Source organism: Pseudoalteromonas arabiensis, from assembly GCF_001550155.1.
GTDB lineage: Bacteria > Pseudomonadota > Gammaproteobacteria > Enterobacterales > Alteromonadaceae > Pseudoalteromonas > Pseudoalteromonas arabiensis.
On the sequence record NZ_LRUF01000005.1, the window covers coordinates 25,052 to 46,453 of the forward strand.

Annotated in this window: 21 protein-coding genes; 8 read left to right on the top strand and 13 right to left on the bottom strand. The window is 41.5% G+C overall.

Features of this window, described 5'->3' with window-relative positions; genetic code table 11:
- The first annotated feature begins 70 nt into the window (after positions 1–70).
- Positions 71–2,617 (top strand): serine/threonine-protein kinase, encoded by a 2,547-nt coding sequence (locus tag PAARA_RS00845; protein WP_276325274.1) that lies wholly within the window; start codon positions 71–73, stop codon positions 2,615–2,617.
- A gap of 16 nt (positions 2,618–2,633) precedes the next feature.
- Here PAARA_RS00845 and PAARA_RS00850 read toward each other — a convergent pair whose 3' ends face one another.
- From PAARA_RS00850 to PAARA_RS00895, 10 genes are all read right to left on the bottom strand, one after another.
- The gene (locus PAARA_RS00850; RefSeq protein WP_062567194.1) at positions 2,634–3,116 is read right to left on the bottom strand and encodes a hypothetical protein; all 483 of its coding nucleotides are present in this window, start codon (positions 3,114–3,116) and stop codon (positions 2,634–2,636) included.
- 70 nt (positions 3,117–3,186) lie between these two features.
- Positions 3,187–3,549 carry a hypothetical protein gene (locus PAARA_RS00855; protein WP_062567195.1) on the bottom strand — a complete coding sequence of 121 codons (363 nt, stop codon included), beginning with the start codon at positions 3,547–3,549 and terminating at the stop codon, positions 3,187–3,189.
- A 156-nt stretch (positions 3,550–3,705) separates the two neighbouring features.
- A complete protein-coding gene (locus tag PAARA_RS00860) occupies positions 3,706–4,068 on the bottom strand; it encodes a hypothetical protein (protein WP_062567196.1) in 363 nt (120 codons plus the stop codon).
- Positions 4,069–4,112: 44 nt separating this feature from the next.
- Positions 4,113–4,955: an amidohydrolase family protein gene (locus PAARA_RS00865; protein ID WP_062567197.1), complete on the bottom strand. Its 843-nt coding sequence runs from the start codon at positions 4,953–4,955 to the stop codon at positions 4,113–4,115.
- Positions 4,952–5,677, bottom strand: a complete 726-nt coding sequence (locus tag PAARA_RS00870; RefSeq protein WP_062567198.1) for an SDR family NAD(P)-dependent oxidoreductase — start codon at positions 5,675–5,677, stop codon at positions 4,952–4,954. The genes PAARA_RS00865 and PAARA_RS00870 overlap by 4 nt, the downstream gene beginning before the upstream one ends.
- A 9-nt stretch (positions 5,678–5,686) precedes the next feature.
- Positions 5,687–6,175, bottom strand: coding sequence for an FKBP-type peptidyl-prolyl cis-trans isomerase (locus PAARA_RS00875; protein WP_062567199.1), 489 nt, complete (start codon positions 6,173–6,175; stop codon positions 5,687–5,689).
- A gap of 63 nt (positions 6,176–6,238) precedes the next feature.
- Positions 6,239–7,711 (bottom strand): transglycosylase SLT domain-containing protein, encoded by a 1,473-nt coding sequence (locus tag PAARA_RS00880; RefSeq protein WP_062567431.1) that lies wholly within the window; start codon positions 7,709–7,711, stop codon positions 6,239–6,241.
- A gap of 43 nt (positions 7,712–7,754) precedes the next feature.
- Positions 7,755–8,756, bottom strand: coding sequence for an MBL fold metallo-hydrolase (locus PAARA_RS00885; protein WP_083515230.1), 1,002 nt, complete (start codon positions 8,754–8,756; stop codon positions 7,755–7,757).
- A 65-nt stretch (positions 8,757–8,821) separates the two neighbouring features.
- Positions 8,822–9,109, bottom strand: a complete 288-nt coding sequence (locus PAARA_RS00890) for a cell division protein ZapA (protein ID WP_062567200.1) — start codon at positions 9,107–9,109, stop codon at positions 8,822–8,824.
- Complete coding sequence (locus PAARA_RS00895; RefSeq protein WP_062567201.1) at positions 9,109–9,339, bottom strand: cell division protein ZapB; 231 nt, start codon at positions 9,337–9,339, stop codon at positions 9,109–9,111. The genes PAARA_RS00890 and PAARA_RS00895 overlap by 1 nt, the downstream gene beginning before the upstream one ends.
- Before the next feature lie 240 nt (positions 9,340–9,579).
- Between PAARA_RS00895 and PAARA_RS00900 the strand changes: the two genes are divergently transcribed.
- A complete protein-coding gene (locus PAARA_RS00900) occupies positions 9,580–10,419 on the top strand; it encodes a 23S rRNA (adenine(2030)-N(6))-methyltransferase RlmJ (RefSeq protein ID WP_062567202.1) in 840 nt (279 codons plus the stop codon).
- Between the two features lie 51 nt (positions 10,420–10,470).
- Here PAARA_RS00900 and PAARA_RS00905 read toward each other — a convergent pair whose 3' ends face one another.
- From PAARA_RS00905 to PAARA_RS00915, 3 genes are all read right to left on the bottom strand, one after another.
- Entirely contained in the window at positions 10,471–11,280 is an 810-nt protein-coding gene (locus tag PAARA_RS00905) for an META domain-containing protein (protein WP_062567203.1), read from the bottom strand.
- A gap of 109 nt (positions 11,281–11,389) precedes the next feature.
- A complete protein-coding gene (locus PAARA_RS00910) occupies positions 11,390–11,956 on the bottom strand; it encodes a PhnA domain-containing protein (RefSeq protein WP_062567204.1) in 567 nt (188 codons plus the stop codon).
- A gap of 124 nt (positions 11,957–12,080) precedes the next feature.
- Positions 12,081–12,749: a substrate-binding periplasmic protein gene (locus PAARA_RS00915; protein ID WP_167346327.1), complete on the bottom strand. Its 669-nt coding sequence runs from the start codon at positions 12,747–12,749 to the stop codon at positions 12,081–12,083.
- Positions 12,750–12,952: 203 nt separating this feature from the next.
- Between PAARA_RS00915 and PAARA_RS00920 the strand changes: the two genes are divergently transcribed.
- From PAARA_RS00920 to PAARA_RS00945, 6 genes are all read left to right on the top strand, one after another.
- Positions 12,953–14,239: an EAL and HDOD domain-containing protein gene (locus PAARA_RS00920; protein WP_062567206.1), complete on the top strand. Its 1,287-nt coding sequence runs from the start codon at positions 12,953–12,955 to the stop codon at positions 14,237–14,239.
- 43 nt (positions 14,240–14,282) lie between these two features.
- The gene (locus PAARA_RS00925; RefSeq protein WP_062567207.1) at positions 14,283–14,897 is read left to right on the top strand and encodes a paraquat-inducible protein A; all 615 of its coding nucleotides are present in this window, start codon (positions 14,283–14,285) and stop codon (positions 14,895–14,897) included.
- Between the two features lie 43 nt (positions 14,898–14,940).
- Positions 14,941–15,294 carry a hypothetical protein gene (locus PAARA_RS00930; protein WP_062567208.1) on the top strand — a complete coding sequence of 118 codons (354 nt, stop codon included), beginning with the start codon at positions 14,941–14,943 and terminating at the stop codon, positions 15,292–15,294.
- A gap of 106 nt (positions 15,295–15,400) precedes the next feature.
- A complete protein-coding gene (locus PAARA_RS00935) occupies positions 15,401–16,723 on the top strand; it encodes a TolC family protein (protein WP_062567209.1) in 1,323 nt (440 codons plus the stop codon).
- Positions 16,716–18,173 (top strand): efflux RND transporter periplasmic adaptor subunit, encoded by a 1,458-nt coding sequence (locus tag PAARA_RS00940; protein ID WP_062567210.1) that lies wholly within the window; start codon positions 16,716–16,718, stop codon positions 18,171–18,173. The genes PAARA_RS00935 and PAARA_RS00940 overlap by 8 nt, the downstream gene beginning before the upstream one ends.
- On the top strand, positions 18,170–21,274 hold the full coding sequence (locus tag PAARA_RS00945) for an efflux RND transporter permease subunit (protein WP_062567211.1): 3,105 nt from the start codon (positions 18,170–18,172) through the stop codon (positions 21,272–21,274). Before PAARA_RS00940 ends, PAARA_RS00945 begins: the two co-directional genes overlap by 4 nt.
- Positions 21,275–21,402: the final 128 nt, after the last annotated feature.

The window sequence follows — 21,402 nt, forward strand, 5'->3', positions numbered from 1 at the left end:
ACATTAATTTTGCATTTAATTAACATTGAATACTAAACTAATTATTTATATGTGATGGATCGAGTAGTTTGTGATAGAGGATTACTATAAAAATATACAAGTCTTGGCGCAAGGAGGGATGAGTACGATATACCTTGCAACTGATCGAGAGCTGAATAGGCAAGTCGTACTCAAGGTAATGAAATTAGCTGGAGACACTACTGAGCGAGCCATTAGTGAAGCAAAATTAATAGCGAGCTTTAATCATCCAAATATAGTGCAGCTTTATAAAATCATTCATCGCGATCAACAAGTTTTATTAGAAATGGAGTATGTTAAAGGGAATACGTTAGCTCATGTAATGAAAGAGCAGAGGCTTACACTGACTGAAAAGCTAGAAATACTCATTCATATTAGTGATGGTTTAGCTGCAATTCATGATAAAGGCATATTACATCTCGATTTGAAACCGGCTAATGTGCTAGTAAGTGATGAAGGTACAGTTAAAATAACTGATTTCGGTATCTCAAAAATCAAAGGGGTAGAAGCAACTGATATAGTCAATGATTATGGCAGTTTAAACGCCATGTCGCCTGAGCAATTGAATAATCAAGCTGTTGACTTTCGAAGTGATTTATTTTCATTGGGGTTAATCGCTTATCAGTTATTAACGGGCTATCATGCTTATTCAAAACAAGCCTCAAGCAGTACAGCGCAAGATTTAGCAAAACAAATCAAATCATTTCCTTGTTGCGCAAATTATAAACCTATCAAAGAGTTATCTGCTGATTTAGTACCTTTACTAAAACAGTTATTAGCATTTAAAGTGGATAAACGCCCTGAAAGCGCTCGCGCCGTAGCATCTCAGTTTAGAGACGTTTTAGCCTCGCTTAGCTTCGAAAGCGTGACCGTAGATGTTACAAGTTACAAAAATAATAACAACCTAAGCAAAACTTTTTTCAATAGAAGATTACTTCTTGTTGTGATTCTTTTTTTGCTATTAAGCGGGGGGAGTTGGTTCTGGTATGCATCTAAACCGATAGAGAGAATAGCTTTATTACCCGTAGAATTTATAGCAAATAGCCAAGTTACGGATGCACAAAAACGCTTGCTCAGTCTTGGCGTCAAGGATGCAATAACCGAATATGTACTTGCTGATCGCAAGCTTGCTTTAATTGCGAGCAGGGAAGTTAAACAAGCACAATTAATACTTGGTAAAGAAGCAGGCCTAAATGATTTAGCTGCCGCTCTGGGAGCTACCAAACTATTAATACCTTTATTAGACTGCAACCGTTTATCGTGTGATTTCACACTAAACGAACTAGATAAAAACGCCACAATGATAGGCACAACACGAAGTGCAACAGATAAAGAAAACTATCTAAATATTTATAACTCAACTTTATCCTCGATACAAAGCTTGCTTACTCCAAGTATTCTTTCGAACAGAGAGCTGTTATTGTCAGATGAGTTTATTAGGCAGTATGTGTCGTTAGTTGCTCTGACTGCGAATGATTTAGGTAGCAGTCAAAAGCAACGCGCCATGGCTGAGTCTTTGTTGTTGCAAGAGCCTGATTTTAAGCCTTTGTATCCTTTATATCGAAAAATAGTTTTACGCCTTTATAAATCGTCAAAAAATGTAGAGCTCATAACAAAGTTACAATTTCAACTTGAACGATCGCCAACTTCATACCGTGAAAGCCCTGCTTATTTAGTTGATCTACTTGAAATATACCAGTATACGGGAGAGCACCTTAAAGCTGAAAAAATTATTAGCAGAATTCAAAGCTCATCTTTAGAGGAATACCAGAGAGAAATTATTTTGGCTATTTATTTTAAGCGTACAGGCCGCCTAGAAGAGTCTTTAAAGCACGCGAAGATGGCATATAAAATTAGACCCACTTTATTGGCCACCAGAAACCTTGCAATCGCGTACCTTACCTTGGGGAAACGTGCTGACGCATTAAAATATTTAAAGGAAGTATTAAGTTATAACCCTGATGATGTTGTAACGCTTAAAACAGTCGCGGATGTATCTTTGTTATCAGGCGACTTGACGGCGGCAGAGGATAATTATCAAAAACTGATCGATTCGGGACAGCAAAGTGCCTCTATTTATAGTAATTATTCAATTGTTCTTTCTTTACAAGGTGAGCTTGTAAATGCATTAAACCTTGCTGAAAAAGCCATGATGTTAGATACCAAAACAACCACCTTACAACTTAATTATGCTGATTTACTTTATTTGCAAGGCCGCTTTACAGAGGCTGAAAGCTTATACTTAAAAATTAGCGATCAGCTTGGCTCCTCGTCGAAAAACGTTGCAGACCAGCTTGAAAAAGCGCAAGTGTTGATTCACCTAAATAGGAATCAACAAGCGATGAATCAGGTTGAGCAGTTGTTAGCTGCTCAGCCAAATTTGGCCGAGGCATATTTTATCAAAGCAATGCTGCAAAGCTTATTGAATGAAAAATACTCAGCACTCGCGTCGGTAGAACAAAGTATAAATTTGGGATGGAGTCCAGTTTTTTACCGTCTACCTTGGTTTAAGGGGTTATGTTCTGAAAGTAAGTTAATGAGCTTAATCGGCAAAGAGCATTATTACTTTTTATGTTCTGTAAAAAATAACGCAGAGTAAGCTCTGCGTTGGTGTTTTAAAGGGTTGGCTCCATATCTTCAATTATAACCCGTGGATCTTGTGAAAAATAACGCATAAGAGAGTTAGCGTCAGTGCTCTTTTTCGCAATTAATCGAAAATTAATTTCATAATTTGCACCTTGATCTAACTTGCCTGATACCGCTTTTTTTGGATTATCAGCTAATTGTTTACTCAATTCGGTTGATAAAGCGTGATGCGGTAAAATACTGGATATTGTGACAATTAGTGATTTTCCATCGTTGGCAACAATACTATTGAGTTGATAATTGAAGTTGTCTTTAGCATCTGAAAAATAGCTACCGTTTTCGGCAAAAGCCCACTCTGATTTGTTTGCAAGTTCGAAATAGAGATTCAGACTACCACCTGCAATAAGATCTTTGTAATTTACTTTAATTTCTTCTGCACTTGCTCCAGACTGAGAAGTGAGCTCCCATTGGCCATGGTCATTGGGAATAACAAAAAAGCTGAGATCATTCATGATATAAAGTCCTGTTTTGAAATTGAAGAGCTGCTTATTTATTTGATAAGCAGCTATTACTATAGGCTATCTAGCAAGAACCCCAAATCGTGCCAGTCCATAACGGACTGTTGTTTGCGTATACCGTAGCTTTAATACCATTAAAAGGTGGAACACCTATGCGGAAACCACACGTTTGCATACATACTTTAACCGATGTACCGCTTGGAATGGGCAAACTGACTGAAAAGCAAATATTGCCGACTATTGGAAAGTTTACGCAAATTTTGCCATTTTCATAGCTTGCACCAACACATGCTGAAATCTGTGCGGCTAAAGTCGATGGATGAAACTCAAGAGGTTGATTAGATGCCGCTTCGCTTGTTGCTAGACTAACTGAATGATCTTGGGTTAGGTCCGGCACTAGGCTATTGTTTTTATCACCGTTACACATGGTAAAATTCTCCTTGCTAAATTTTAAAGGTGGTAATAAGCAAATGAAATTCTGAAAGTTAATTAGCTTATTGCCTGTTTGTGCAAGGAAAAGAATAGATAGATCTGTTTTAGGTTGTTATTACAGATTATTACATGGTTGGTTTTTTATTAAATATCAATCGATTTCTTTACATTTTACCTGTGGTAGTAGCTCGGTAGCTTTACTATCTAAATGCCGGATAAAACATTGCTTATCTTTAATTAGCAGCTCAAAGCTGTCAGGCATGTTATTAAACCCTTTATCTTGTGATTCATGCCCTTTCATATTACCTATTACCAGCACACTGTTGTTTAAAAAAGCATCTTTATCGAGGATGATTGGCTTACTGTGCATAAGTCGGGAGATTCCCTGTGCTATGAGCTCACTTTGTGGTTCTGTAAGCTGTGCATGTTGGAGTTTTGGAGTGGGCTGCTGTGTTTGATGACTACAGCTATAGAGGGCAAAGGATAAAACAAAACAGCTAAGTTGCAATTTCATAGGGGCTCCTAACGAGCAAGACTTCCTTTATGTATAGTTAGTCTTTAACTAATTTGATAGATATAACGGCTATTTTTGTTGCTCAGCTGTTGCCAAATATGATGCGTATCACACAATGAAAAATAGTGCAGCCAACAACTGCTGTAGTCTACCTCGATTTGGCAAACAGGGAAATTACTGGCAAACATAATACGTTGCTCACCAAAGTGATTTAGTAAATTCTTAAGAAGCCATCGATGCGTGTCTTTACTCAATGAGCTAAATTCTAGTCCTGAAAATTTAATAGCAATATTATTGCAGCGGCTTAATTTAGTGATTGCCTTTAACCAGTGCTCTGGGTTTTTGATAAAACCTAAGTGATTAATCACTACACGTAATGAAGGAAGAGCATGGCAGTATGTAATGAGCTGTTCGGTTACTGCATGGTTTTCAATTTCAAATTGGGTTTCAAACAGTAAGTTTTCGGCGGCTAGATAGGCAAGATTTTCAAGGCTGTTTGGTGCACATAATCGCGTCGCATCATCACCTTCGGTAATATCACGAATACCAACAAGCGTTGGTTGCCTAAGCTCAGTCATTGCGTTTATAAACTGGCTATTAGGGGCATCAATCTGACTATAGCTAATGGCTTTATAAGCAAAATCTTTTAAATGTGTTGCAAGCCAATTAAGCTCCTTTATTGGCGCTTGATTGTCAAAGCCTGCTTCAATATGTACAAGCGCTTCTAGCTCAAATGAACAGGCTGATTGCAGTTGCTCTACACTAACAGGTGCTTTTATCTGTGTAAGGTTAGGCCAGGCAGGGGGATGCTCGCCTTGTAGCCAAATGTATTGACCCTCGTTGAGGTTAAAAAAGTGTATATGAGGGTCAATAATTTTGTCGCTCATTGCGTGGTGTATCCACCATCAATACTTTGCAAGCTACCGGTGATAAAGCTGGCTTCTGGGCTTATCAAAAAGTTTATCAAAGCAGCTATTTCTTCAGGCTGCCCTAAACGGTTTAAAGGTTGCAATGCAGCTTCTTCGGCAACAATATCAGCTTTACTAGCACCGCTTCTTTGGCAGTAAGCATCAATCGCGTTATGAAATAATGGGGTTTCAATGGTGCCTGGGCACACTGCATTCGCGCGAATATTAAACGCGGCATAATCCAGCGCAGTGGTTTTTGCCATTGATGCAAGCGCATGTTTTGTTAAATTATAAGCAAATGAGTTTGGTTTGCCGATAATCGCCTGATCAGAGGCAACCAATACGATGCAGCCCCCTTGTTGGCTTTTCATGCTAGGTAACACAGCTTGAATTGCAGCATAGGCACCTTTCACATTGAGCGCAAACAGGGCGTCAAACGTTGCTTCATCGGTGTTTTCAATGTTGGCACTTAAATGGCGACCTGCGTTTGATATTAACGCATCAACTCGGCCTGTTTCTGCAATTATTTCGTTAATCACAGATTTAACTTGCACAGCATCACTGACATCACAGTGGCGATAGTTGCCCTCAGATGGCGTGATATCTAAGTTGTAAACTGTGTATGCTTCGCGCTCTAAACGCTCAACAACCGCTTTGCCTATGCCTTTACTGCCACCAGTGACAATTGCAACGTTTGTCATCATTTATCCTTAGTGGCTGTGGCCACAACCGCCTTCGCCGTGCACATGGCCGTGTGATAACTCGCCGGCTGTTGCTTGGCGAACATTGATCACTTCAACATCAAATGTCAGTGTTTTGCCAGCAAATGGGTGGTTTAAGTCACAATCTGCATTGAAGCGACCTACTTTCACGATAGTCACTTGGTGGCGACCTTGGTTTGAATGCACTATTGCTGTCATACCCGGCTTCCAGACTTTTGTGTTGCCTTGTAAGTGCTTAAGTGGGATGCGTTGGATTAGGTTATCAACGCGTTCACCGTAAGATTCGCTGGGCTCAAGTGTTACGCTAAAGTTATCACCAGCTACTTTACCTTCAAGGGCTTTTTCAAGACCTGGAAGCATGCCCTCAGTACCATGGATATATGAAAGCGGCTCGCCATCTTTACTTGATTCGATTTGCTCGCCTGCTTCACTTAATGTGTAGTGAAACTCAACCGCTGAGTCTTTGCTGATTTGCATGTTTTTACTCTTTAGAATTTAAATATAAATGCCGATTTTACGCTAACCGCTTTAGCTGAGCAATCAAGGCTTTTTTAAAGAGCTTTCGATACCCGACAGTATCGTCTCGCTCGCTGGTGCATTATGTTTTGTGGGCTCGGCTTGTGGCAAATGTAATGTCAAAATCGTACCTGGTTTTAATACGCTTGTTGCATTTAACTTATTCCACATCGCGACATCCTTGTGGGGGACATCATAGAGCCGGCTAATGCGCCAAATAGAGTCACCGGGTTTGACTTGGTAATCAACTGCAACAGTGGGAATTGTTGGTTCGTTTTGCTCTAGATAAGGGCTAATTTTATAATCGACCAACAAGGACTTCTGTATTGTCTGTGGTTTATTTAAGTGGAGCTGTTCACCAACCTTTATGAGGTTTGAGGCTTTATTATTTAATTTTTTCAGCGCCTCGACTGACATGCTAAAGCGCCGTGCAATACTGTATAAAGTATCGTCTTTTTGTACTGTGTATTGGCCTGCAAAGTTATTACGGAATAGTTTGCTCTGTAGTATGGTTTGTTGCTCCATTGGGAGTAATAAAGTATGTGGGCCATTAGGCGAACTTTGGTTTTTTAAGTAACCAGGGTTAAGTTTGTGCAATTGACTGCGGCCGATTCCAGATAGGTTTGCAATCACAGAAAACTCAAATTGTTGGCCAACATTAAATTCAGTAGTCAGTGGTTTATTGACCAATTTTGGGCGCTTAAAGCCTTTTTCAGGATGCCTCACTAAGTAGCTGAGGGCTAATAATTTGGGTATATAATCTGCGGTTTCTTTTGGTAATGAGAGCGACCAGTAATCGGTTTTTTTTCCTCGTTTTTTATTGTCTTTAATGGCTTTCTTTACTCGACCCTCACCACTGTTATAGGCTGCTAATGCATGAAGCCAATTACCATTAAAGCGCTTGTGTAGGTAGCTTAAGTAAGTGAGTGCAGCATCGGTTGAAGCTAAAATATCTTGACGACCATCATACCATTGGTCGCTTTGCACACCGAAATGATAGGCCGTTGCGCCTACCAATTGCCATATTCCCACCGCATGTTCTGAGGAGCGAACTGTGGGTCTAAAATCACTTTCAACAAAGGGTAACAGTGCAAGCTCCATAGGGAGGTTTTGCTTTTCGACACGTTTAACAATGTGATAAAGATAAGGAGCGGCTCTACGATTCACTGTTTCGAGATACTCAGGCTGTTTTAAATACCACTTTACACGTGCAGTAGTCTGTTTATTGGTTTGAAAAACCAAAGAGAGATTATTTGCTATATGTTGCCATAAGTCATCAGAAGTTGGCTCAGAGGCTGGAATACTTACTTTGGATGACGGTAGCGCAGCGGTGGGTGATACATCTAATTGCTCACTGGTTTTTTCTTGATAGCTTAAGTTAGGCTCAAAGTGGTTAAAGATCTTTGGCTGATCATCTTGATTTTGTTGCGATTCTTTCTTAGTGGTTTGGCATCCTTGTAAACTAATAAATATGCATAGCAATAGAAAATATTTCAAACGTAATAGAGCCATATAATAAAATCCCTTTATTATTTTAGCGCTATTTTGAAGTTTTAGCCTGCTTTAGTCCAGCCTCAAGAAACATATTAAATGCACGTTCGCCAATTTCGTCGCTCTGATAGCTTTGTTTTATGGTTATAGGGAATGTTGTTATTAACTCTTCTACGGGGGCATTCGGCTGAGCTTTTACCTGCTCTTCAATCGTACTTAAAAATGCAATTGGTTTTGCAAGCATCGCGGGTGTGAGCTTTTCGCCATGGCCAGGTAAAATGGTTGTGATGGTTTTACTTTGCGCAAGCTGTGTGAGTGCGTTAAGCCACGGTGTTAGTTGTCCATGACCTGGATAAGGCAGGCTATCAACCATATCGCCACCCAATAAGATTTGGCCATTATCAGCAAGTAAGGTTAAATCACCATATGTGTGCGCGTGATAGGGCTCAATGATAATTGGGTAATTGCCTAGGTCAAGCTTGGTTTGTTCAGCGATGATAAGTCCGGGCTCTTTAAGCGATAACTCACGCCAGCGTAACAAACGTTGTTTCGCAAGCGTTAACTTTTCTCGCCATGTGTGTTGTTGTTCCTTGGGCAGGGTGGCAAGGCGCTGGTAGCTAAGCTCAATACTTTTTTCATAGCTATCAAGCTTATCAGTAAAGGCACGTTGTACATGTGCAAAGTTTTCTGCAACCTGTTGATGAACTATGAGCTTTGCTGTGGGGAATTGTGCTTGTAGTACGGCCATGCCAAGGAGGTGGTCGTCATGATAATGGCTGCCAACCAGATAACATAAAGGTGTTTTCAAACGCTGCTTTAGAGTGCTGGCTAGTTGCTCCACGGCTGCAAAGTCGCCACTGGCATCGAACATTAATGCACACTCTTTTCCTTCGATAAGAACTTGGTTCGAATCGTAAAAGCGTAGCTTAGCTTGTTGCTTTAAAAATTGAATTTCTGGTGTAATGGAATGCCAAGTAACATGGGCATTCACGGTAAAACAGGCAGAAAATAAAGCCGTTATAATTCCTTTTAGAAAAGCACTCGTACGCATTGTTAATTCGCTCGTTTATTATTCGAATGGAGAGTGTAAACAAAAAAAGCGCGAAATGCGCTTTTTTAAGGATCTAAATGTTGGCTTAGCTTATCGATTAATGAGTCATGCTGTTGCTCTTGTTTTGCTTGTTGCGATTTGACTTCGAGCAACTCATGACTCAAGTGCAACGCGGCCATTAATAAGGCTTTTTGTTCGTTTCGAACAGCAGAGCGTTGCTTCATTTGTTCCACTAAGTCATTTAAATGTTGAGCTGCACCAACGAGCGCTTTTTCCTGCCCTTCAGGACAAGAAAACTCATGCTCTTTGCCAAGCAGCTCGACGGCGACACGCTGACTTTGTGGAGTGGCCATTAGCTAGCCTGATTAGCGCTTTGTAGTTTTTCAAGTAAGCCTGTTAATGTGCTGCTGGCATCCTTTTGCTTTTCTTCACTTTCAAGTACTTCAAGTTGTAGTGTTTCGTTTTCATCAAGTAACTTGGCGGTTTGCTCTTTTAAGCTTTTAACTTCGCTTTCAAGTTCGCTATTTCGGTTAATTAGTTTGTCGATCAGTTGTTCGAGTTGGGAAAGAGTTTCGTTATTCATAAATGCGCTCATAAAACTGTGATTATTGTCATGCAAATGTAAAGGAAACTGTATCGATATGCCAGCATTTACGCCTGTTTTAGCGCATTTTTATTAAAAGTTAAGCTTCAATTCAGTCTCGGGGCATTTTTATTCATTTATGGTTCACTCAGTGCTGAGTATTTAGGATCATTATCGGTTTATCGTGTACAATGAGGTCATCTATTTTTTGCGCACATTCGTATTTGGCGACTTATAAATATGCTTAGTTACCGACACTCTTTTCATGCAGGAAACCCTGCTGATGTAGTTAAACATCTAGTTTTAGCGGAAGTTCTTAAATATCAAACAATCAAAGACAAGCCACTTGATTATATTGATACGCATTCTGGGGCTGGCTTTTTTGAACTTGCAGGAAGTGATGCACAAAAAACACAAGAGTACTTAGAAGGCATCGCTAAACTTTGGCAACATCGCAGTGAGCATAGCGCACTTAATGAGTATATCGAACTAATTAAGTCGTTTAATCAACAGGGGGATTTAGATTTCTACCCAGGCTCACCAAAAATAGCTGAACACTTCTTACGTCGCCAAGATAAAGGCTGGTTCTTTGAGTTACATCCACGTGATTTAGAACTATTGCAAAATAATATGCAAGGTAAGCGTTCTATTCGGGTACGTGGCGAGAACGGTTTTCAAGGGCTTGTGGGCTTATTGCCTCCTGCGTCACGTCGTGCTTGTGTATTAATTGATCCACCGTACGAAATTAAAGCTGACTACGACACGGTTGTTAATACTATTATTAAGGCTTATAAACGTTTTGCAACGGGTACGTATATGATTTGGTATCCAGTTGTTGACCGTGAACGTATCGATAGAATGGAAGCTGGTTTAATTGATTCTGGTGTGCGCAATATTCAGTTATTTGAATTAGCAACGGAGGCTGATACTGAGGTTCATGGTATGACGGCCTCTGGTATGATAGTCATTAACCCGCCTTGGAAATTAAAGCAAACCATGGACGCTATCTTGCCTGAGTTAGTAGAATTACTTGCACAAAACAGCGGTTTTTATCGCAGTGAACAACTGGTTGACGAATAACTTTATTTTAAATAAAACGCCCAGTTTTTACTGGGCGTTTTTGTTTATAGACTAATTCATATAGGTTGCAGTAAACGTTGCCAATGGCTCGTTGCTATCATCAAGTAAAACTAATTGCTCACCATTAATTGAAAACTGTGCTGTTGATGCCAATAAGGCTGACATTGCAGCTTCAATATCCATTTGCTCTACACACATTTTTTTAGTGCTTGCGAGTGGGTTGAAAGTGAGCGTTTGTTGATTTACTTCATAGCTTCCTGAGAAGCTATTACACCCTAAGAAGCCGTGAGTTGAGCCATCATCTTTAAATTGAACAAAGGGTTCTTTTGTTTCAACGTTAACGGGCTCACCAGCAATTGTTACTGCTTTCCAGTAGGTGTTAGTTAATGTTACATCTGGCTTTTTAGCGGATACCTTAGAGACAGTGACTTTGTATACATCGTCCATTGCGTTTTCTGAAAATGGATTATTATGGGTTGTGCTGATGTAAAGCAACTGACCTTGGTTTTCTATGCGGGCACTGACGCTGTAACGGTGACGATCGGCAATTTTACTTTCGTCATATTCCAGTGCCACGTTATAAGGTGGAGCCCCATTTAATTGTACTTCCTGCTCACTGATCACATCCGCTTTTGCATCCATCTTCGATACATCGGCCAGCTGTACTTTTAGCACTGAGCCTGGTGGCAACATGCTACGATCTAAATAAGTCACCTGGGTATTGAGTGTTTTCATTGTTGATTGCTCAGCTTGCGGCTCAGCTGAATCTTCACTACAACCGCTTAATACTAAGCTGCTGCCTAATATCATTAAGCTACACAGTGAGGCACGTTTAAAAGAGGAGAAGGTATCCGAAGCCATGATGTTTTCCTTGCGTTTGGAGGACTATCTATTAAATAGCTTAAAATTCGCAGACTTAATCATAGCTTAATTATATAAAAAATGGGCGCAAAGCCCATTTTATCAAGCGTTATTTTTTTACGTATTTAGTTAATATGACAATACGTTGGCCATCTACGCGCCCTTCAATATGTTCAGGGTTACTCGTTAAGCCGATATTTCTAACCGCCGTGCCGCGTTTAGCAACTAAACTACTGCCTTTAACATCAAGATCTTTGATAAGTGTGACAGTGTCACCCGCTTGAAGTACGACGCCGTTGCTATCGATATGTTTAATATCGTCATCTTCAGCAAGGGCCGTTTGCGCCCACTTTAGTGTGTCTTCTTCAAGGTAGATCATGTCGAGTGCATCTTGAGCCCAGCCGTTATCTGCCGCTAAGCGTTTTAGCATGCGATAGGCCACAACTTGTACTGCGGGTGTTTGACTCCACATACTGTCGTTTAAGCAATGCCAATGATTTGCAGTAAGGTCGGTATTGTTTTCAATTTGATCTTTGCAGGTTTGGCAAACATAAATGCATTTATCAGAGTGAGCCTCTGTAACGGGTGGCACTTCGTAAACAGATAAATTATCAGTTGCTGTGCAAAGTTCACATTGGTTATTACTACGTTCAATAAGGGCTTGTTCAATGCTCATGGGAGGCTCTTTTCAGTTTGGAAGACTAATGCCAATTGCTTTATTAAATGATCTATCTTAAAGCAAATCGCTAATAACAGCGCCCTAGTATAACAAAACCGCAGTTAAAGCGGAATAACCTTGTTTAATGTAAGGGTATGGTTTTTGTGTACTTGCTAATAATGGCTTCGATAGTGCCCTCTTTTTTTAAACTACGAATGGCTTCATTTATGGCAGGTAGCATGGCTTGATGCTCTGATCTAAGCCTTATTTGTAAGTAACCGTTCGAGTGCTGTGCACCAAATGCAATAGAGATGTTCAATTTGTTTGCCCAGTACTTCGCACTGAGCTTATCGATAATAATGACCTCTATTCTATTCATTTTTAACGCTTTTATTAGTTCTTTTTCAGAATGAAAGTCCACGCGCTTAAAACGTGTATCATCATAATAGTAATAACCAAGGACTGTTCCGACTGGTTGTTTATTGAGGTGGCTTAATTGTTGCCAGTTTTGGATATTTTCCTCAAGGCTAACGAGGTACTCTTCAATTGCGAATAAGTTCTCAGAATAACTAAATAGATCACTTTTTTGCTCCTGCTCACTTAGCCACGCACGGCTGATAACATCAAAGTCAATATTGCCTAAATGAAGGTATTTAACCGTACGCTTAGCCGGTAACTCTATGTGCTTGGCTTTAATATTTGCGCGGGCAAGTATTTGTGCAATAACTTCAGGAAGAATGCCAGGATTACGTCTATTGTTTATGTAATAAGGGTAAAAATTTCCAGAGCCAGTCACATTATATTTTAACACAGGAAGTTGCTTAGCCTGTGCTGTTTGTTCAGGGCTTAAAGAGAGTAAAAGCAAAAATAATGAGTAAGTTAGTCGCAATGGGTTATATTAAAAGTTTGTCATACACTGAGTGTGGTTGGATTTTTCTTGTTTGGCAAGAAAACAGCTTTCACTATACTAAGAACAATTGTAGTGTTGATTTTTACAATTAAGCGGGATGTAAAATGTCAGAATTAAATATAGAAGGAAATAAGAGTCAGAGTGTGACTCAGTATATAGCTAGGCAACCGATATTTAATGCTGATAAAACTCTCTATGCCTATGAGTTATTGTACAGAGAGTCAACTGACAACGTATTTCCTCAAGGTACAAGCGATGGTAAAGCGACGGGCCGGTTGTTTTTTAATGCGCTAATGTTAATGGGATTAGAGAAACTTACGGGCTTCCAACCTGCATTTATCAACTTGTCTACCGATGCAATATTAGACGACTTTCCAAAGCTATTGCAGCCTCAAAGTGCAGTTATCGAAATAGTTGAGCGAACAACAAGCATTCCTCACGTTGCTAAACGCATAAAACAACTAAAAGAGGAAGGTTACTTTTTTGCTCTAGATGATTATGACGGGGGCGAAAAATGGCAACCCATTTTACCGTTAATGGACTTTATTAAACTTGAAGTTGAACAGCCGGTCATCAAAACAAATATGATGATCAAAAAACTGAAACGTAGTTTTCCTAAAGCTAAAATTATTGTTGAGCGAATTGAAAGTTATGAAGAGTTTGAACAATTGAAAGCGGCAGGTTGTGATTTATTTCAAGGTTACTTTTTTGCTCGCCCTGAATTATTAACGTATGGGAATGTTGAGCCTTCAAAAGTTGCAGTGTTAGAACTATTAAATTGTACGGCTCAACCGAATATAGACTTTTCTGCAGTACAAGAGCGGGTCGCAAAAGATTTAGGGCTGACAGCGCGTATACTAAAGTTAGTTAATGCACGTTCAAGCAGTGCCCAGCAGACTATCAAATCTATTTCACAAGCTGTTATTTACTTGGGAGAAGACGCAATAAGACAATTTGTTCGCGTACTTGCTTTAAGTGAACTGGGTAATGATAAACCCTCAGAGCTGACAAAATTAGGGCTAATGCGTGCTAAATTCATAGCGTTAATGTTAGCGCCTGGTGGAAAAGAGCTGGCGGAGCAGGGCTATTTGGTCGGCATGCTATCTGTTTTAGACGCCATTTTGGATATGGAGATTGATCTTGTTGCAAAAGAGTTTTCATTAGGCTCAGAGTTGTCCAGTGCGCTGTTAAGCTTTAATGGTATGCTCGGCGGAACACTAAAACTTGTTAAAGCTGTAGAAGAAGAGCATTGGCAGCTAGCCGATGAATTACTTGTGATGATTCGTCCCGCGTCAAAAATGGATGTTGTCTATGATGCCATGTACGAATCAAGGGCCTATGCTGATGATGTATTTTCTGCGCTGTCCTTAGTTACTGACTCGGCTGGTTGAGTTAGTTATCATATCTAGCCTATTTATTTTTTGGTTAGTTAAGATGCGTATTATACTCCCTGTTATTACCATTATTATTGCTTTAGCTTTGCTCATTCCTGGAATAACTCAGCCAGTGTTGACTTTAGAAGGTAAAATAAACAAGTCGGAGCTGGCTAAAACAGGTATTGAAATGATTGCCGACGAAGGCGACAGAAATACCCGTAGTGTATTAATGATGGCATCCAGCATGTTAGGGCTTGATAAGCTTGAAGGTGAAATAGATGCCTACAAAAAAACACGCAGCATTTGGGGCACAGTGAATGAGCTTGCCAACAATAAAAATTATTTGGTGGCAGCACTGATTGCTGTGTTTTCAATTGTTATCCCCACATTAAAATTACTGATGCAGTTAGTTTATTGCTTTTTACCAGCGAACAAACTTAAGTATTTACTTGGTCAACTAATACAGGGGTTAAGTAAATGGAGTATGGTTGATGTGTTTGTGATTGCATTGATTGTGGTCTATTTAGCTGGTAATGCCGATGGGCAAATGGGTGAGCTTATAAAAATGCACGCCGAATTAGGTGATGGTTTTTGGTATTTTACTGGCTATTGCCTGTTTGCTATTGCAGCAACTAGCAGCATAAAAATAGCTAAACCCTTGTCGAGCGCGTAAATTTCGGGCTACAATCTGGGCGGTTAATTTTTAAGGTATGATGATGGCGCGACTTTCAAGCTACTTATTGATAGTTATGATGCTGCTCACTTTTGTGGGTCAGTCAGTTGCGTCTGTTGCTATGGTGTGTGATATGCCACATGCCAGCATGCAAATGAACCATCATGCAAATATGAATGCCGACAGCGACATGAGCGAGATGGACTGTTGCCATGAAGATATCATGGACAACAGCGATTGTGCGTGTCCGTTCAATGCTTGTACAGCTCACTCACTCCTCCCTCTAAATAGCCTAGTTGTTAGTTCAATTAAGCAATCTGAAAAAGTCACCGTGTTAGGCGTAAACCAACTTAGCTTTCATATAAGCTCCTTATACCGTCCACCTATTACTGCTTAAGCAGGATAGGTCTGTCTAAAATTCAGCATCACGCTGCAAGAACACCTCATTCTGCACCCTAAATCTATTGTTTTTTTACCATTATTTAAGATTTTTGGAGCATGTGATGATTCACAGCAAATTGATTAAGGCGCTTTATCTAGGCGCAGTTTTGATAACCTCAAGTTTAGTGAAAGCAGAGCCTTTGACACTCAATCAGGTGATTGATTATGCATTGACTCACGAGCCTTGGTTGCAGGCAAATAAATACCAGCAACAGGCAATAGAAGCGCAAAGCATTGCTGCAGGTACCTTACCAGATCCGGTATTAACTGTTGGCCTAATGAACTTACCAACCGATGGCTTTGCCTTTGACCAAGAAGGTATGACGCAATTCAAAGTGGGCTTATCACAACAATTTAGTCGTGGTGATAGTCTTGCCCTACAGCAGCAAGCATTACAGCAATCGGCTGAGCAATACCCTTGGCTTAGAGCTGACCGCCAAGCACAGGTTAAAGCCATTGTTAGCGAAGCATGGCTAAACGCCTACCGTGCACAAAAAAGCATTCAATTAATCAACCAAGATAAAGCATTATTCAATCAACTCATTGATATAACAGAAGCAAGCTATGCCAATACACTTGGTGCGACTCGCCAGCAAGATATTATTCGCGCTCAGTTAGAGCTAACACGCCTTGAAGATAAGCTGGTGATGCTTGAGCAGCAGTTTGATAGTGCCAAAAAGCGACTGGCGCAATGGCTACCTATTGACATGCTAAATGGTGCAGTGAGTGATGAAAGTACCAAAGTGACCGCATTAATGCCTTATCAAGAGCTCGCCCCATCGGGTGTCACTGAAGTGTTGATGGGGCACCCAGCAATGATTGCTATTGAACATGCACTACGTGCTAAAAACACCCAAGTGCAAGTGGCGAAAGAAGCGTATAAACCTCAATTTGGTATGAATTTAGGCTATGGCTATCGTGACGATACCCCGATGGGGGACTCTCGCGCTGACTTATTCTCAATTGGCGTTAGTGTTGATTTACCGCTATTTACCGACAACCGTCAAGATCAACACGTCAATGCTGCAATTGCCAGCGCAGAGGCGGTAAAAACCAACAAACTTATTACCTTACAAAAGCTGCAAGGACAGTACTTTAAAGAACTCAGTCAGTTGAGTCGACTCGCGAAGCGCAAAGCATTGTATCAACAACAGCTATTACCGCAAATGGCTGAGCAAGCTGAGGCAACACTTAATGCTTACACCCATGATGATGGCGACTTTTCAGAAGTGATGCGTGCTCGCATCAGCGAACTAAACGCGAAAATAGATGCGTTAAATATTGAAGTCGATAAACAAATTACCCTCGCTCGCCTTAACTATTACGCAGCAGCAAAAGATAACCGCATAAATGCAGCACAAAGCCAAGGAGCTAGCAATGAATAACACAGTGAAATTAGTTGTCGCTTTGGCGGTCGGTGCAGCATTGGCAACGGCTGTAAATAAGCTTGCTGAGCCAGATCATGCACAAATGCCAAGCGCTGAGAAAAAACCACTATATTGGGTGGCACCTATGGACAGTAATTATCGCCGTGATGAACCAGGTTTATCACCGATGGGTATGGAATTAGTACCCGTTTATGAGGAACAAAGCAGCGCTGAAGACAGCCCAGGTACCGTGAGAATTTCTCCCGCGGTCGTTAATAACTTAGGAGTAAGAACAGCACCTGTGCGTTTTAAATCATTACAAACTACCGTTGATACGGTTGGCTATGTGCAATACGACCAAGACCAACTCGTGCATATTCATCCTCGTGTTGAAGGCTGGATAGAAACCTTATATGTCAAAGCTGCGGGTGACCAAGTTAAGCAAGGCGAGCCTCTTTATACCTTGTATTCTCCACAACTTGTGAATGCACAAGAAGAACTACTGCTTGCCCTTAAACGTAACAACACGGTGCTTATTCGTGCTGCAAAAGCGCGTTTGGCATCACTGAATGTTTCAGACGATTTTATTGCACGATTAGAGCAAAGCCAAAAGGTTAGGCAAAACATTACCTTTTATGCCAAGCAAAGTGGCGTATTGGATGAGCTAAATATCCGCGAAGGTTTTTATGTGAAACCAGGCACAACCATGATGAGTATTGCTCACTTAGAAGAAGTATGGGTTGAAGCTGAAGTTTTTGAGCGTCAAGCAGGGCTTATTCATAAAGGCTTGCCAGTGACTATGACACTCGATTACTTACCAGGGCAACGCTGGCAGGGTAAGGTCGATTATATTTACCCAACCCTTGATGAGAAAAACCGTACCCTGCGTGTGCGCTTACGTTTTGCCAACCAAGATGGCTTACTAAAACCGAATATGTTTGCTGAAGTGAGTATTACCACCAAGCCAACTGAGCCGCAATTAGTCATCGCAAAAGAAGCGGTGATCCGTACGGGTAGCCAGGACCGTGTCGTGATTGATTTAGGCGAAGGGCGCTTTAAGTCAGTCGCTGTGACACTAGGTCGCAGTGATAATCATGACGTCGAAATTTTATCGGGCTTATTGAAAGACGATAACGTAGTGGTTTCAGCACAGTTCTTAATAGACTCAGAATCAAGCAAAAGCTCTGACTTTATGCGTATGCAAGAGCCTGATAGCGATAGCGCAATGGTGAACGGGGTTATCAACAGCATTGACCGCGAAGCCAGAACTGCGGTGATCAGTCGTGAGGCTATCCCTAAGTGGGGCCGCGATGCCGCAACCATGGAGTTTCATTTTTCGCCGCGTATCGATATGTCTAGTTTGCAAAGCGATGATGAAGTGCATTTTACCTTTAAGTTAGTGGACGGTGAGTTTGTGATTTTTGACATCATGACCCTAAGCCACCCTATGCAAGGAGAAATGCAATGATAGCTGCCGTGATCCGTTGGTCAGTCGGTAATCGCTTCTTTGTATTACTGCTGTCTTTAATGTTGGCGGGCTTTGGGATTTTTTCTTTAAAAAATACCCCAGTTGATGCCTTGCCTGACTTATCTGATGTACAGGTTATTGTAAAAACGTCTTACCCAGGACAAGCGCCACAAGTGGTGCAAGACCAAGTAACGTTTCCGATCACCACGGCGATGTTGTCGGTGCCTGGGGCTGAAACAGTAAGGGGTTTTTCGTTTTTTGGTGATTCTTACGTATACGTTATTTTTAATGAAGACACTGATCTTTACTGGGCCCGTAGTCGAGTACAAGAATATTTGAGTCAAGTAAGTGCTCGCTTACCTGATTCAGCAAGGCCCGAGCTTGGGCCTGATGCAACAGGGGTGGGTTGGATTTACCTGTATGCGCTAGTGGATAAAACCGGTAAGCACGATATTAGCCAGCTACGAAGTCTGCAAGATTGGTTTTTAAAGTTTGAACTGCAAACGGTACCAGGTGTATCAGAAGTGGCGTCTGTTGGCGGTATGGTTAAGCAGTATCAGGTTAATGTCGACCCCGATAAATTGCGTGCTTATGGTATTCCGCTGAGTTTAATTCAAACAGCGATTAAGCAAGGTAACCAAGAGCGTGGTGCTTCTGTGGTCGAAATGGCAGAAGCAGAATACATGGTATCGAGCACAGGTTACATCAAAAGTGTCGCCGATTTAGAGGCTATTCCGCTGGGTACTAATGCCAATGGTACGCCATTGCAATTACGCGATGTTGCCGATATAAAACTTGGGCCGCAAATGCGCCGTGGTATTGCCGAACTAAACGGCGAAGGCGAAGTAACTGGTGGTGTGGTGGTGATGCGCTTTGGCGAAAACGCCGAAGCAACCATCAAACTAGTGAAAGAAAAGCTAGAGTCGCTCAAAAAAGGCCTGCCTGAGGGGGTTGAAATCATCCCTGTGTACGACCGTTCAAACCTAATTACCCAAGCACTTGATAACTTAAGCTCAAAGTTAATTGAAGAACTCATTGTCGTGGCCTTAGTGTGTGTGGTGTTTTTATTCCATATACGCTCATCGATAGTAGCCATTATCACGCTGCCAATGGGCATTTTAACGGCGTTTGTGGTTATGTATTGGCAAGGTATAAACGCCAATATCATGTCGCTTGGCGGGATAGCAATTGCCATTGGTGCAATGACAGACGGTGCTATTGTGATGATCGAAAATATGCATAAGCATATGGAGAAAACCCCACTGACCGACGAAAACCGTTGGCAAGTGGTGATGGGCTCAGCCGCAGAAGTCGGGCCCGCATTATTCTTTAGTTTATTAATTATCACCGTCAGCTTTATGCCCGTGTTTATTCTAGAAGCACAAGAAGGGCGTATGTTCTCGCCTCTGGCTTACACAAAAACCTATGCCATGGCGGCCTCGGCTGGTCTAGCGATTACATTGGTGCCGGTATTAATGGGCTACTTTATTCGCGGTAAGGTTATTTCTGAGCAGAAAAACCCTGTGAACCGCCTATTGGTGGCGGCGTATAAACCCTTGTTAAATGCGGTGTTAAAAGCGCCGAAAACAACGCTAGTACTGGCCTTAGTGTTGGCTGTTATCGGTTTTTATCCAGTTAATAAAATTGGTAGTGAGTTTATTCCTCCTCTTGATGAGGGGGACTTGATGTACATGCCAACTACCTACCCAGGTATTTCAATTGGTAAGGCCCGTGAAATCTTACAGCAGACCGATAAGTTAATTGCCAGTGTGCCAGAGGTCGAATCGGTATTTGGTAAGGTTGGTCGTGCGGATACTGCGACAGACCCCGCGCCGCTCACCATGATCGAAACCTTTATTCAGTTAAAGCCAAAGTCACAGTGGCGCGAGGGTATGACAACCGAAAAATTGAAAAAAGAGCTCGATAATCTGGTTAAGTTCCCAGGGCTCACCAATGCGTGGGTTATGCCCATCAAAACCCGTATCGATATGCTTGCCACTGGGATTAAAACGCCTGTGGGGATCAAAGTGGCAGGGCCAAAACTGAGTGAAATTCAAAAAATCGGTGAGCAAATTGAAGTCATCTTAAAAGATTTACCGGGTACCGCTTCGGTTTATTCAGAGCGCGTTGCTGGTGGTCGCTACATCAAAGTCGATATCAACCGTGAGAAAGCAGCGCGATATGGTTTGAACATTGCTGATGTGCAACAGGTTGTTGCCACTGCTATCGGTGGTATGAATGTGACTGAAACCGTTGAAGGGCAAGAGCGTTACCCAGTTAACTTGCGTTATCCGCAAGATTATCGCGACTCGCCTGAAGAGCTTAAGTTGTTACCGATAGTGACACCAAACGGACAGCGTATCGCATTGGCTGACGTAGCCCATGTCTTTATTGAAGATGGTCCGCCGGGTATTAAAAGTGAAAATGCGCGCATCAATGGCTGGAGCTTAATTGATATTGAAGGCAGTGATATCGGCAGTTACGTTGAGCGTGCGCAACAAGCACTGCATCAGCAACTCGAGCTGCCAGCCGGTTATTCAATTACTTGGGCAGGGCAATACGAATATATGGAGCGTGCAAAAGCCAAACTTAGCTACGTCTTGCCATTAACCTTAGCGATAATTGTGGTGCTGCTATACCTCAATTTTAGAAGCTTTACTGAGGTGGCAATGATCATGCTGACCTTACCGCTTGCGATGATAGGCGGTATTTGGCTGATGTATCTGGAAGGTTTTAACTTCTCTGTTGCTGTTGGAGTCGGCTTTATTGCGCTTGCGGGGGTTGCCGTTGAAATTGGCGTAATCATGCTGGTTTATCTCAATCAAGCTTATCAAGATGCCAAAGCGCAATCAGCACAGTTTACGGTGACAGAGCTGCGCCAAGCAATTATCAATGGTGCTGGCCTTCGGGTTAGACCTGTGATGATGACAGTGGCAACCATTATCATTGGTTTACTGCCAGTGCTGTATGGTACAGGAACGGGTAGCGAGGTGATGAGCCGAATAGCCGCGCCTATGGTCGGTGGTATGCTAAGTGCTGTTGTGTTAACGCTTTTAGTCTTGCCTGCGCTTTATTTTATATGGCGTAAACGACACCTATAAATTTTACAGTGGGTGTGTAACTTGTACGTTCTTCTTACTATAAGTTACATACCTTTATGTTTAAGGTTCTGATATTAATTGAGTTTTTTGCTGGTGTGATTTATGCAATGTCTTATTAAATTGATTTT